General features: G+C 31.8%; 13 protein-coding genes. 4 read left to right on the top strand and 9 right to left on the bottom strand.

The genetic code is table 11. From position 1 onward, the window contains the following. Window position 1 precedes the first annotated feature (1 nt). On the bottom strand, window positions 2–769 hold the full coding sequence (locus ABW636_RS15095; RefSeq protein ID WP_367590901.1) for a rhomboid family intramembrane serine protease: 768 nt from the start codon (window positions 767–769) through the stop codon (window positions 2–4). A gap of 140 nt (window positions 770–909) precedes the next feature. Here ABW636_RS15095 and ABW636_RS15090 point away from each other — a divergent pair, with 140 nt between their 5' ends. After that, entirely contained in the window at window positions 910–2,193 is a 1,284-nt protein-coding gene (locus ABW636_RS15090) for a replication-associated recombination protein A (protein WP_367590900.1), read from the top strand. Window positions 2,194–2,394: 201 nt separating this feature from the next. Here ABW636_RS15090 and ABW636_RS15085 read toward each other — a convergent pair whose 3' ends face one another. From ABW636_RS15085 to radC, 7 genes are all read right to left on the bottom strand, one after another. After that, the gene (locus ABW636_RS15085; protein WP_367590899.1) at window positions 2,395–3,441 is read right to left on the bottom strand and encodes a hypothetical protein; all 1,047 of its coding nucleotides are present in this window, start codon (window positions 3,439–3,441) and stop codon (window positions 2,395–2,397) included. A 565-nt stretch (window positions 3,442–4,006) separates the two neighbouring features. Beyond that, window positions 4,007–4,801 (bottom strand): hypothetical protein, encoded by a 795-nt coding sequence (locus ABW636_RS15080; protein ID WP_367590898.1) that lies wholly within the window; start codon window positions 4,799–4,801, stop codon window positions 4,007–4,009. 4 nt (window positions 4,802–4,805) lie between these two features. Then, complete coding sequence (locus tag ABW636_RS15075; protein ID WP_367590897.1) at window positions 4,806–6,173, bottom strand: DUF5723 family protein; 1,368 nt, start codon at window positions 6,171–6,173, stop codon at window positions 4,806–4,808. A 152-nt stretch (window positions 6,174–6,325) separates the two neighbouring features. Continuing rightward, the gene (locus ABW636_RS15070) at window positions 6,326–6,916 is read right to left on the bottom strand and encodes a hypothetical protein (protein ID WP_367590896.1); all 591 of its coding nucleotides are present in this window, start codon (window positions 6,914–6,916) and stop codon (window positions 6,326–6,328) included. 176 nt (window positions 6,917–7,092) lie between these two features. Beyond that, on the bottom strand, window positions 7,093–7,782 hold the full coding sequence (locus ABW636_RS15065) for a YjjG family noncanonical pyrimidine nucleotidase (protein WP_367590895.1): 690 nt from the start codon (window positions 7,780–7,782) through the stop codon (window positions 7,093–7,095). Next, complete coding sequence (locus ABW636_RS15060) at window positions 7,772–9,073, bottom strand: DUF7033 domain-containing protein (protein ID WP_367590894.1); 1,302 nt, start codon at window positions 9,071–9,073, stop codon at window positions 7,772–7,774. The genes ABW636_RS15065 and ABW636_RS15060 overlap by 11 nt, the downstream gene beginning before the upstream one ends. A 25-nt stretch (window positions 9,074–9,098) precedes the next feature. Beyond that, complete coding sequence (gene radC, locus ABW636_RS15055) at window positions 9,099–9,797, bottom strand: RadC family protein (RefSeq protein WP_367590893.1); 699 nt, start codon at window positions 9,795–9,797, stop codon at window positions 9,099–9,101. A gap of 228 nt (window positions 9,798–10,025) precedes the next feature. Here radC and ABW636_RS15050 point away from each other — a divergent pair, with 228 nt between their 5' ends. The 3 genes from ABW636_RS15050 to ABW636_RS15040 all read left to right on the top strand — a co-directional run bounded on the left by ABW636_RS15050 (window position 10,026) and on the right by ABW636_RS15040 (window position 11,624). Further along, window positions 10,026–10,469: a hypothetical protein gene (locus ABW636_RS15050; RefSeq protein WP_367590892.1), complete on the top strand. Its 444-nt coding sequence runs from the start codon at window positions 10,026–10,028 to the stop codon at window positions 10,467–10,469. A gap of 108 nt (window positions 10,470–10,577) precedes the next feature. Continuing rightward, a complete protein-coding gene (locus ABW636_RS15045) occupies window positions 10,578–11,021 on the top strand; it encodes a DUF1569 domain-containing protein (RefSeq protein WP_367590891.1) in 444 nt (147 codons plus the stop codon). A 3-nt stretch (window positions 11,022–11,024) separates the two neighbouring features. Beyond that, window positions 11,025–11,624: an FMN-binding negative transcriptional regulator gene (locus ABW636_RS15040; protein WP_367590890.1), complete on the top strand. Its 600-nt coding sequence runs from the start codon at window positions 11,025–11,027 to the stop codon at window positions 11,622–11,624. On the opposite strand, the gene ABW636_RS15035 is transcribed toward ABW636_RS15040, so the two are convergent. Then, window positions 11,621–12,979, bottom strand: coding sequence for a UDP-N-acetylmuramate--L-alanine ligase (locus tag ABW636_RS15035; RefSeq protein ID WP_367590889.1), 1,359 nt, complete (start codon window positions 12,977–12,979; stop codon window positions 11,621–11,623). The genes ABW636_RS15040 and ABW636_RS15035 overlap by 4 nt on opposite strands. Window positions 12,980–13,093 lie beyond the last annotated feature (114 nt).

Genomic DNA, 13,093 nt, shown 5'->3' with positions numbered 1-13,093 from the left:
CTTATTTATTTTGATCATCAGGAGGAGGCAAAGGTGAATTTCTTAGGTTTTCCTTGTATTCATACACAATTTTAATGGGTACTTCTTCATTTTCTTCAGGTGGCAAATGCTCTATAAAATTACCATCTGCATCAAAATGTTTTAAAAACTCATCACTCTCATCATCATAGTCTTCTGACTCCCACACAAACCGATTTGGTTTTGCTATCCCCTTTTTAATAAAGAATGCCAATCCCGTACCAGTTACAAGTCCAGATAAATGCCCTTCCCACGAAATTTTTGGGTCAATTGGCAAAACATACATTACAAGACTGCCATAAATAAAAACAACCACAAATGACAAAGCTACCAACCTAAGGTGTTTTGCGAGAATTCCTTTAAAGAATAAAAAACCAAAAAGCATATAAATTACTCCGCTTGCCCCTATATGATTAGCTGACCTACCCAATAACCATGTAAATAAACCTGTGAAAAATATTCCAACAATCATTACTTTCCACGAGTTTTTCTGATAAAAAAAGAATAACGCAGCCGACAAAATTAACAATGGCAACGTATTATGCCACAAATGTGATATATCACTATGAATAAAAGGAGAGAACAAAATCCCCCTGAGTCCTTTTATAGTTCTTGGGTACACCCCTAAGTAATTAAAATCAAATCCAAAACGAATTTCAAACCAAAAGACGATCCAAATAGCCAATACAAAAAGTAATGGATACCCTATGACTCCTGTATAAAAATTGAACTGTGTATTTTCTTCATTCATAACACATAAAGTATCAAAAAAAATTCCAAAACCCATAATTCGGATAAAATGGCAGGTTTATAGTCTGCGCAAATCAAACATCATTACATCTTACCTATTTTATTTTACGGTGATATGCTCAAGGTTTGTAACTTTGTAGTATGAATACAAACAAACCCTTAGCAGAACGAATACGCCCCAAATCTCTCGAAAAATATCTAAGTCAGGATCACTTGATTGGGGACAACGGATCGCTAACCTATCAAATTAAAAACGGCATTATCCCTTCTTTAATACTTTGGGGCCCTCCTGGAGTAGGAAAAACTACACTAGCCAATATAATCGCTAATGAATCCGAACGGCCTTTCTATACATTAAGTGCTATAAACAGTGGAGTTAAAGAAGTTAGAGAGGTTATCGATAAAGCAAAACAAAGCGGAGGTTTGTTTACTGCCAAAAACCCTATTTTATTTATTGATGAGATTCATCGTTTTAGCAAATCTCAACAAGATTCTTTATTAGGAGCTGTAGAACAAGGATGGGTAACTTTGATTGGTGCGACCACAGAAAATCCTAGTTTCGAAGTAATTCCTGCACTTTTATCACGATGCCAGGTATACACGCTAAAAGCATTTGGAAAAACTGAATTAGAGGAATTATTACATCGAGCAATGCAGGAGGATGAGTACCTTAAGTCCAAAAAAATTACTCTAAAAGAAACCGAAACCTTATTAAAACTAAGTGGTGGTGATGCCCGTAAACTTTTAAACATTTTTGAGTTAATCATTACCGGGCAAAACGAAGAGCACATAATTATTACCAATGATCTTGTTTCAAAACTGGTGCAACAAAACACTGTGCGATATGATAAAACTGGCGAACAACATTATGATATCATATCTGCATTTATCAAATCTATAAGAGGTAGTGATCCTAACGCAGCTGTTTATTGGTTAGCACGTATGATCGAAGGAGGAGAGGATCTTAAATTTATTGCCAGAAGATTAATTATACTAGCTTCTGAAGATATTGGCAACGCCAATCCTACCGCGCTTATTCTTGCTAATAACACATTTCAGGCCGTTACCACCATTGGATATCCTGAAGCTAGAATCATTTTAAGCCAATGTGCTGTCTATCTTGCTTCTTCAGCAAAAAGCAATGCTTCATATATGGCTATCAACAAGGCTCAGCAACTTGTAAAGCAAACAGGAGATCTATCTGTACCTTTAGCCATCCGAAATGCTCCTACCAAACTAATGAAAGATTTGGGATATGGAGAAGATTACAAATATGCTCACGATCACAAAAACAATTTTGTTGCTCAGGAATTTCTTCCTGAAGAGATTAAGGGAACAACATTATATAACCCAGGTGATAATCAACGAGAACATTCACTACGGTCATTTCTTAAGTCAAGATGGGGAGATAAATATGGATATTAAGATATAAAACCTCTTATCCTTAAAGTTATTATCATCTATATGATATTAATCTAATCTACACTTTAATTATTGTGTAAAAAAAAACAATCCAATGAAATAATTTCACCGGATTGTTTTAAAAAACTTATTTTTAATATAATAGTTAGACTTTTTTAACTATTATATTTTACGTATAATAATATAGAATTATCTTTTACAATTCTACTCTACTTTAGTAAAAGTAACTTCTGCTTCATGAAAAGCATAAGAAGTACAGTTATCATTTGCATTCTCTTCGAATTTTACAACAAATGTCGAGTCATCATTAACATCATAATTGGTAGGAGTAACAGCTGGACCATGCCAATCAGTCCCATCACCACAATGACATGATGCACTCTGAAGTGGTACAATAATAGCATCACAAGTAAAATCCATAATAAAATCTATTGGATCATCATCTGAACAAAACTTAGGTTGATGAACTATCTTCATAATTCTTCTACCTTCGTTTTCTGGGTCAACAACTAAAGTATAAGTAACATCATCAGCAAATGCAAGCCCCCCTGTAAAAGTTCCTCCATCAAGACCATCTGGATCAGCAAATGAAACAGTATAGTCTCCTACAAACTTGGTATCACTAATTATTTCTACAACAGTCTCCTCAAAACTTACTAAAGAACCTTCAGAATCATCTAAAAGATTTTCATTATTGTAAACTACATCTCCAGCATTAAAAACTAACTCAAACTTGAATTTATCAGAAGTAGATATATCTCCAGACGTTAACTCAAGAGCAGTTAAAACATCACCAAATGTAATATCGAAAGTTACACTTACCTTCCCTCCATCATTTGTAAAAGAATCTTTGTTTAATTCTTCTATTAATGTGTCTTCTTTTAAGTTTTTAACTTCTACATCAACAGTCAAATCTTCAAAAGATGCAAGTAATTGTGCATTCTCTATATCATCTACAAAGCTAGCATCTCCTGTAAATTCACCAGTAATACTCCAAGTAGAGTTTTCTATGTCACAAGAACTTACATGTCCACTTTTCTCGGTGACATTAAAGCTCAAAGCTTCTGGTTCAGGAGTTTCCTCTTCTTCTTCTTCTTCTTCTTCTTCCTCTACATCAGTAGTAGGGTTTAGAGACTCTAGGTATTCATCAACATCTTCTGCATCAATTTTTCTGAGATCATCATCTCCACAAGCAAACGTTACTCCCATAACCAGAGCAAGTAACATTAAATTTCTAACAACTTTTTTCATGTAAATTCAGTTTTATAATAAAATTAATTTAAAATAACAAAGTAAAAAATCTAGTCACAAAAAACTGAAATTTAAATTAATCAAACCATAATGATATTAATTATAAGAATTTGTTTGACTAAAATATATCCCCATGACATTTAAAGTATTTTACTTCATTATACTTTTTTGTTTTTCGCATCGAAAATAACTATTTTTTAACATAACAAAAAAATAAAATCACAAAAATTCAATTTTACCTCAATAAAATAAGTAAACCTTAAAAAATAGGTTCTAAAACAGTAAATATCTTACACTTTTTCTGGTCTCCTTTCAAAAAACAACATTTTTTTTAACAGTGCATTCACAATTGACATAAAAATCACATACTTATTCTTTTAAATAATTCTGTTAAAATTTAATACAGAACGAAAGGGGTTTGTAAACTTGTAAAATGCCGTAACCAACAAGGTATGGTTTACCCATAGAATGATCAGCAAAAACACTATGAAGGTTTTTTTCTTATAAAAAATGAGTTTCAAAACCCTACAAAAGCATTACCTTAATATACCTCTACTCGTTTTATTTACTGTCTTGCAAGTATATCTTTTACTAATTTGTTAGTAGCTGGATTTACCCGTTCTAAAATAAAGTTACCGTAACTATCAAAAAAACCATGACCACTTAAGTCATTAGCTTTTAAAATATAACTCTTATTGTTTGAAGATTTAAATGCCCTGCCTATTGATATCAAAGCATCTTCTTTTGTAAATATTTCATACCCATATTCTCTAGCCTCAAAAACAAGAGAAGTATTATTTAGCTGATATAAAATTGTATTTTTCTTGGAATCAACCTGATCTATTTTCACCTCTTCTTTAACTTTGGTGGGTCTAGCTGGTAATTTTTTATTTTCCTGAGAATTATCTGAAGTCAACACTTTTGTGTCACCAACATATTTGTAATTTAATTTTTCTATCCCTAAAAATGCATTTCGAAGTGCTTCATGATATGCTGCTTTATAATCTTTTTCTCTACTTCTACCTTGTTCTGATACATAAACCACCTTATTATTACAATCTTTTAATTCTACAATAAGTTTTGTCTGAAAAATACCCGATTCTTCTTTTACATCTGCATGTAATGCTTTACACCCATTGTTACTAAGATCCTTAGGAAAATCATCACTTTGCATAAACGCCTCAAAACCATATTTATTAAATAAAAACTTTGTTAGAGAATTGAGCTGATAAGCATCTTTGTCTTTTAAAAAAAGATAACTATCAGGTACTATGACATATTTATATTCATTAACTTTTTTTTGTGCTATACCCGAAAACACAAACAACAGAAGAAATCCAAAAAGAAAATTACGAGACATATTTTTACATTATTACATTAAATCCCAATTGCATAGAAATGTTTCTAGCTTTTACAATATTATTATAATCTAACAAATTATTGGCCGAAATGTAAAAATTAATTTTGTTTATATCTGCAGAAATTACAAAACCAACATTATAATAAGAATATTCATCTATCGTATAGGTTAATTTTGTTCGCAAAAAAGGGAAAAAACGTTTCAAATAAAAAAGTGAACCTGCAAATTGCGGTCTCTTTGGTCTAAACTGCATAAAAACCTGAGCTCCAAACGCATCCATAAATGGCAACTGTTCTCCTTTAATAAAACAATTGCAATTATCATTTTTATACCTATTAAATGAATATCTAATAGAACTATTTAATTTTAAAGGGCGCATTACAATGTATGGGTCATTATTCTCATCAATAGAAATCGCTTCTTCTAATTCATCTAAAAAATTCTGCGCAGCCTGTCCAGAAAATTGAATTGGTGTATCAAAACCCTCAAAAACATAATCCCCTCTTATTTGATAAGTCTCTATATCTTTGTCATAAAAAATCAATCCAAGATCATTTATACTTGCTGTTATATTTGTTCTATTGTTTAATTTAAAAGTACCACCAAGATCAATACCAAAGCCTAGATTTCCACCCAAAAGACTTTTTCCTACCAACGAATTGATACTTTCATCTACTTTGTCACCATCATCTTCTTCATTCTCATATATTTCTTTTAAAGAAGCGTACCCAGATGTTTTAATCGTAATATCTGCATTACTAATGATGTGCTGGTAAATGTTATTTGCATCAGACACTTCTAACGTCGTAAAAAAACCTTTGTTTTTATTAGAACGCACATGAAACATACTAGAATACAGCTTAGCTCTTAATCCTAAAATCAATTTTTTATTTACTTTTTTTGTGAGTCCAAAATGATAAACCATCATCAACTCTGCATTTCCTCTCAATTTAGAAAAGCGAAATATTTCATTGACGTAGTCCTGATTTCCTTGATAAGCCAGTACCGAAAAATCCTTAGGAAAATACCCTATTGCATCAAATTCTTGATAAATTCCGCCAGAAAAATAAATATCATCACGTTTGTTTGCTTTCCAACCAAAGTTAAAAACTTCTAATTGCTGTGTTATCGTTAAGTAATCATCGTTTGTTAGTTTATTAAGTGTATGTGCTATTTTATCATTAATATTGTCTTCATCCTCAGAAAAAACATCAAACAACGAGGCCCCCTTAATCCCTACATTAAGGCTGATATGAGACAACAAAGGTATTCCTATATGATAATTAAAATTAGTATCTGCTCCTGGGTTAAGCAGTAAAGATTGTGGTATATCTGTAAAGTCATACAACATTTCTTTATTTTGTGAGTACATAACACTAAAACAAAGTATTAAAATCAAAGCTGTACTAGTAACTTTTTTACCGATTGCCTCTGTAAAAGACGGTTTAACAAAATTGCGAAAAGCTGGAGATTTACCTTTTTCTTTTCGCCTTGGTAGGATATAACATAAGAAAAGAGAGAAATTCATAACTGATAATTGATAAAGTAACTTCCTTTTGATCTCAATTCAAAAATGCCTTTTAAAGTACCCGAAACATTTTTTAACCTTAAAGAAGAAACAAGTTTGGTAGCAGTTTCTACCTCATCAATTGTAACATTATTCATAACAATTTGTCTGGTAGTTTTTACAGGACTGGTGCCGCCCCCATTTCCTTTGTCTGCAATCATGTGGTAAGTAGGACCGATTCTTTCTCCCTCTCCATTCAAAAAACCAAAATGAAACTCAAAATCTCGTTGAATTGTATTTTCAAATTCAAAAGTCAGTTCTACTCTAACCAAATGCTTCGTAGCAAAATCAATTCCAAGTAAATCATAGTCTAAGGTATCATTAACGATTAGCTCAGGAACAAAAACAGAAGAGCTTTGATGAAAAACATCTGTGTCGAATCGTGCATATACAAAATCAACTTCATACACGGGATTAAGCTCTATCAAATGCACTTGTTCAAAATCAACATCATCTACACAAGAAGTAAACTGAAACACCCATAAAAAACTAAATAGGGTAAGAGATAAGTACCTTTTATATTTTTTTGAGAAAAAATGTCTATACATGCATATTTTATATATGTAGTTAAAAATCTTTGTTCGGGGTTTGAAGATTTTGACAAAGTGTTAACTACTATAAAATAGCTTTGATTTGGAGTATTCGATTATATAAATGTAAGTAATAACTGTAATTTAAGTAATTAAAAACATTCTATATGTATCTAAAATACAAATATTTATTGTTAAATATAGTTTTTAATCTGAATTAAATCTGAAACTTGTATATTATGTAATGGGATTTTCTCTTTGTGATAGTTAAAACATATGGTTTGCAAACCTAAAGATTCTGCCCCCAGAATATCTGCTTCATAATTATCTCCAATCATAATACTTGTCTCTAAATCTGCACTAGATTTTCGTAAGGCGCGTTCAAAAATTAGGGGATTCGGTTTTTTCACTCCTACTTCTTCACTATTTGTAACAGTATCAAAAAAATGAATTATTCCTGATTCTGTAAGTTTTCTATTTTGAACCTCTTCAAAACCATTAGTAATAATATGAAGTGAATATTTTGGATTTAAGTATTCTAACAACTCTACTGTACCCTGAATCAAATAATTATTATCTGGCAAAAAAGCTATATAGCTATCTGATATGGCATCGATAGTTTTAACAGGTATGTTTTGGTTAAGTTTATTAAAAGTATCTATAAGACGCCCTCTTCTTAGCTCACTTTTACTAACTTTTTCTTCTCTGTATAGTTTCCAGTATTTTAAGTTAACCGGCCTATAAGCTTCCAGAAAGTTTTCTATATCTATACATACTCCGAGTTCATTAAAAACAGCTTTAAAAGCCAAATATGAGTTTTTATCAAAATCCCATAATGTATGATCCAAATCAAAAAAAACGTTTTTAATACCTTTAATCATCATCTGACATCCAAATAAATTTAAAAATTGATTTCCAAAACGCCCGATCCTGAAGATCACTAAAAAGTGTATTGCTAAAAACTGGAATAAAAACACCATCGACCTCTCTTACCTTATCCAGATATTTACTTATTTCTTTTCTAACGGAAGCCAAATCGATTAGTCCCTCTTCTCCCAAATTGTTATAACAAAAAGAATATATTACCAAAGGGGTTTGTACTTCATAATCTAAATCATAAAACAAAAACGGAGAACAGGTGCCTGCTCTAAAACCAGAGTGTTCAGGGTATCCCATCGAATAATCTTCTCCTATCTCTAATTCAATAAAGTTACGATACGCTTCTGGTAATTTAAGCTTAAAAAAAGAACATAAAGCATATTGAAGTTTTCTATTGAGAATATTCTCTATTCGTAATTTTTCTTTTTTTAATGTAACAACATCTGCAATTGCATCATAAGATGCTTTTAAACCCACATCAATATAATCAGCAATATGCTTAATTATAATATGATGTTGCAAACGATTATATCCTACATTTTTTTCGAACGTAGAATAATCTCCTAAACCGATTAATACTTTAGATTTTCTTTTTTTCTTTTTTTGCAGTTCTATGATAAAATCAAAAGTATTATAGGGGTCTTTTTTTAGTCCTAAATTCACTTTTGTTCTACTGGTTAATTTATCAAACTGTAAATTCCATAAATCGCGCAGTCCTCCACCAATAGATCTCAAAATCCCTTTATTTTTATAAACAAAAGTTTGAGAAACAGAAACCACCGGCATAATAAGAGTACTCTTTTCAGGAAACTTAAGATTAGGATACTTTTCTAACAACACCTTTTTGAACTTACTAACCCAAACATCTACAACTGGGTCTTCTAAAAAATTATGTGTGTATCCCAAGCTTTCTGTAGCCGGAAAACGTCCCATATCATCTTTTACATGTGGCAGGTACTCTTCATATCTTGAAAGCAAATAAAATGAAGCAGCAAAAATATCGAACGGTAAGGCAGCATTGACATGTTTAACTTCAAAAAAACATTGAGTCTCTTCCCAATCTTTTACTTGTATCTCTACATCATTTAATCCATGTTCATAAAGCAAATCGCTACTTTGAAAATACAATTCTTTACCAAGTGGTTGTTTACCATATGAAAATTTTGGGCCATCATGTGCAATAAAGGGTTCTATGGTTGCGGTTAAATCAACCTCTAACCCAAGGTTTCGCTTACATATTTGTTTAAATATATAAGAAACTCTTGGTGTGTACTTTGACACATGTATTAACAACATATCTCTGGTATTAAAATACAATCAATTACAATATCATTTTATCTGCAAAGCTAAAATAGCCTTTTTCTGTTATAATAAGGTGGTCTAATAAACCAATGTCTAATGTTAATCCCGCTTGTTTTATTTTCTGAGTTATTTTTATATCCGACTCGCTCGGAGTCAAAGATCCGCCTGGGTGATTATGTCCTAATACCAATTTTGTAGCACCATACTCTAAGGCTGCTTTAAAAATAATTCTTACATCTACCAATGTTCCTGTCTTTCCGCCTATACTAATCTGTTTTTTCTGAATTATCTTATTTCTGTTATTCAAAAACAAAACCCAGAATTCTTCATGATCCAAATCACCCATAATAGGCTGTAATAAATGGAAGGCATCACTACTGCAGCTAATTTTAGGAATCACTTGTACTTTTTCTTCTTTTCTTCTTCGTCCTAATTCTAGTGCTGCAATTATTGTAATTGCCTTAGCTTCTCCAATTCCTTTAAACTTCATTAATTGTTTTAAAGATAGCTTACCCAACTCATTGATATTATTATCAACACTAGCCAAAACGCGTTTACTAAGGGCTACCGCACTTTCTTCTTTATTACCAGAACCTATTAATAATGCTATTAATTCTGCATCAGTCAATGCATTCTTCCCTTTAGCGATTAATTTCTCTCTTGGACGATCATTTTCATTCCATTCCTTGATAGAAAACACAGGTTTCGGTTCTTTCATTTCACCTCTTTAAATGTTAAAATTATAAATTATTTACCTGCTATAAGTATAAACTATTTATCTCAGATACAATATCTTATTACTCATAAAATATCAAAATATTGTGGTTTTACCGTTTTAATAATTCTTTATTTTTTCCATATATTTGGTTGAAAATGAAAGTTTTACTATATTTGGAAACCCCTAGTCGTATTATGAATTATTTAACAACTTGAAATAACCCTATTTATGAAGAATATTTTGACTCTAATCTTACTTCTTGCAACAGTTAGTTTTTATGGGCAAGACAAAAAGATTTCCTTTCTGAATTTGGTAGGAAATAACATACAAGTCCCTAAAGGATGTCAAGCCCAATCAGAATATGAATTGCAAGCTTGTAATGGCACATCTATAAAATGGGATTACTATTCAAATGATATGTTAACAGCAGTTTTTGACGCTACCATAAGTGCTTTTGCAGAAAGTAATAGTTCAAAAACAGAGGTTACATTTACGTCATTTGGTGCGCAATTAAAAGGATATAAGTTCAAAATGGGTACCACATATCAATATTTCCTACAGGGAACTATTAAAGACCAACCTCTCATGATTAACCTTGGTACGCCTAAGGACATAGCAGGAAATGACGATCTTGATGGCTTTCTAAGTCTTTTCTTCGACGAAGCAAGCTAAACAATATATATTAAGTTCAATAGAAAAAGGCTAATTCCTTGAAACAGGAGTTAGCCTTTTTTTTATTAAAACGTTACTTTTGAACCAGCTATCATCAAACATCCATTTATGAAATCTCTATTCACACCCGAAACATATGTAGAAATAGAAAAGCGCATTAATAATTTATCAAACTCAAGTACTGCTTCCTGGGGAAAAATGGATGTAGCGCAAATGCTATGTCATTGTAAATATCCTTTAAAAATTGCATTAAGGAATAAATCACCAAAAATTAAACCAAATATTCTTGCCAAAATACTTTTTAAAAAATCTATGTATAATAACAGACCCTGGAGAAAAAATCTTCCGACGCATCCTAGTCTAAAAATTACAGATCAAAAGGTTTTTGATACTGAAAAAACTGAACTATTAGAGCTTGTTTCTAGCTTTTATGATGAAAGAAATAAAAAAGAGTGGAATCCTCATCCTATTTTTGGCACTTTTACACCTCAACAATGGGGGCAATTGCAATACAAACACCTAGACCATCATCTTAAACAATTTAATGTATAAACTATGTATCCACCAAAACATCATATAGAGGGTAATGAAAATACCATCAAAAAAGTGGTTAAAACTTATCCTTTTGCAACTTTAGTTTCTGCAAAAGACTCTAAACCTTTTATCACCCATGCTCCTCTTATTTTAGATGATAATACTTTGGTAGGACATATTGACAAAAACAATCCTCATACTCAAGTACTATGCAATAACCATCCTATAGTAGCTATTTTTCATGGGCCACAAACCTATATTTCTCCTTCTATTTACACTACGCAACAACTACCAACCTGGAACTATATTATAGCACATGCACATGGGTTTGTACATACAATAGAAGACTCAAACCTCATAAAACAATCTATAGTCAACATGACCAACTATCTTGAGGCGCCCGATCACAAATACACATTAGGGTTAGATGATCCTAAAATGGATCGTCTAATTAATTATGTGCATGGTTTTCAGATCAAAATCGACCACTGGGAAGGGAAATTCAAACTTAGTCAAGATAAAATTCCCGCAGATATTCATGCTGCCAAACAAATACTTATCAAAAACAACCAAACAAATATTGAGAATTTTGTCAACGATTTGTTCGAAACACATTTTTAATTGTTTATCCACTTTTTGACCTCATCAAAATCCAACCCACCATAGTTACCACTGCTCATAAGCAATAGGGTAGCATTATGAAATGTTTTTTCTTGTAGATATTCTTTAAAACTATTAGGGTCTGTATATATTATCAAATCATTTCTATTAAAAGCTTGTGCAATTTGATCTGCAGACACCTCTTCTAACTGCTTAATTTTTACAGCATCAGGAGAATAAAACACAACAGCCTCATCTGCCGCATCCAAGGCACCTTCATATTCTTTTAAAAATGTTGCATTTAAACTGCTATAGGTATGTAATTCTAAACATGCAATAACTTTTCTATTTGCATACTGTTGTTTAACTGCAAGTGTAGTCGCACTTACCTTAGAAGGACTATGTGCAAAATCTTTATAAGCAACTGCGTTAGTACTCTCTGCAATTTTTTCTAAACGTTTAGAAGCTCCCTTAAAAGAAGCAATAGCCTCATAAAAATCGTCTTCATCGACTCCCATATGCTGGCAAATCCATTTTGCACCTGCAAGATTACTAAGGTTATGTGCTCCAAATACTTCTATTGGCATTTCTCCTTCAGGAGTATGTAACAAAGTTTCTCCATTCTCCACATTATAATTAGGAGTCGCATAGGGAAACTTGCGAATTGGATTTTCAACTTGTTCTGCCAATTCTTTTACTTCTTTATCTTCTTCATTATATACTAATGCCCCACCATTAATAATAGAATTCATAAAAATCCTAAACTGATCTACATATCCATCATAAGTAGGAAACACATTAATATGATCCCACGCGATACCACTTACCAATGCTATATTGGGTTGGTACAGATGAAATTTTGGTCTTCGATCTATAGGGGACGATAAATATTCGTCACCTTCTAATACCATAAAATCATTTTCTTCTGTAAGGTGTACCATCGTATCAAAGCCTTCTAATTGCGCTCCCACCATATAATCAACTTCTTTTTCATGATAATGTAATACATGTAAAATCATAGAAGTAATCGTAGTTTTTCCATGAGACCCACCAATAACCACTCTTGTTTTATTTTTGGATTGTTCATATAAAAACTCTGGATATGAATATATTTTCAATCTTAAACTTTGTGCCTTTATAAGCTCTTCATTATCCTCTTTTGCATGCATACCTAGGATAATGGCATCTATATCATTGGTAATTTTTTCTTCATACCAACCAAAGGCATCTGGCAACAAACCACACCTCTCTAATCTGGATTTTGAAGGTTCAAAAATTGTATCATCACTACCGGTAACCTGGTATCCTTTATTATGTAAAGCAATGGCAAGATTGTGCATTGCGCTTCCGCCAATTGCTATAAAATGTACACGCATAATTAACTGTTAAATCAGGAAGTAAAGATAAAAAAATACCCTACCAAAATTACTTTCTAAGCTCGTTTATCACATTTACACACTTTATTTTGATCACAACACCAAACTCAACAC

Origin of the sequence: Aquimarina discodermiae (assembly GCF_040786235.1) — a bacterium.
Classification (GTDB): domain Bacteria; phylum Bacteroidota; class Bacteroidia; order Flavobacteriales; family Flavobacteriaceae; genus Aquimarina.
The sequence above is the reverse complement of the archived record's forward strand: the minus strand, read 5'-3'. Positions and strand labels throughout refer to the sequence as shown.

What these genes read in the sequence shown, in the direction of transcription:
- ABW636_RS15040 (WP_367590890.1), top strand. Translation starts at nt 11,025, where the DNA reads ATGTATCCACCAAAACATCATATAGAGGGTAATGAAAATACCATCAAA.
- ABW636_RS15090 (WP_367590900.1), top strand. Translation starts at nt 910, where the DNA reads ATGAATACAAACAAACCCTTAGCAGAACGAATACGCCCCAAATCTCTC.
- ABW636_RS15065 (WP_367590895.1), bottom strand. Translation starts at nt 7,782, where the DNA reads ATGATGATTAAAGGTATTAAAAACGTTTTTTTTGATTTGGATCATACA.
- radC (WP_367590893.1), bottom strand. Translation starts at nt 9,797, where the DNA reads ATGAAAGAACCGAAACCTGTGTTTTCTATCAAGGAATGGAATGAAAAT.
- ABW636_RS15045 (WP_367590891.1), top strand. Translation starts at nt 10,578, where the DNA reads ATGAAATCTCTATTCACACCCGAAACATATGTAGAAATAGAAAAGCGC.
- ABW636_RS15075 (WP_367590897.1), bottom strand. Translation starts at nt 6,173, where the DNA reads ATGTACTCACAAAATAAAGAAATGTTGTATGACTTTACAGATATACCA.
- ABW636_RS15050 (WP_367590892.1), top strand. Translation starts at nt 10,026, where the DNA reads ATGAAGAATATTTTGACTCTAATCTTACTTCTTGCAACAGTTAGTTTT.
- ABW636_RS15060 (WP_367590894.1), bottom strand. Translation starts at nt 9,073, where the DNA reads ATGTTGTTAATACATGTGTCAAAGTACACACCAAGAGTTTCTTATATA.
- ABW636_RS15035 (WP_367590889.1), bottom strand. Translation starts at nt 12,979, where the DNA reads ATGCGTGTACATTTTATAGCAATTGGCGGAAGCGCAATGCACAATCTT.
- ABW636_RS15095 (WP_367590901.1), bottom strand. Translation starts at nt 769, where the DNA reads ATGAATGAAGAAAATACACAGTTCAATTTTTATACAGGAGTCATAGGG.
- ABW636_RS15085 (WP_367590899.1), bottom strand. Translation starts at nt 3,441, where the DNA reads ATGAAAAAAGTTGTTAGAAATTTAATGTTACTTGCTCTGGTTATGGGA.
- ABW636_RS15070 (WP_367590896.1), bottom strand. Translation starts at nt 6,916, where the DNA reads ATGTATAGACATTTTTTCTCAAAAAAATATAAAAGGTACTTATCTCTT.
- ABW636_RS15080 (WP_367590898.1), bottom strand. Translation starts at nt 4,801, where the DNA reads ATGTCTCGTAATTTTCTTTTTGGATTTCTTCTGTTGTTTGTGTTTTCG.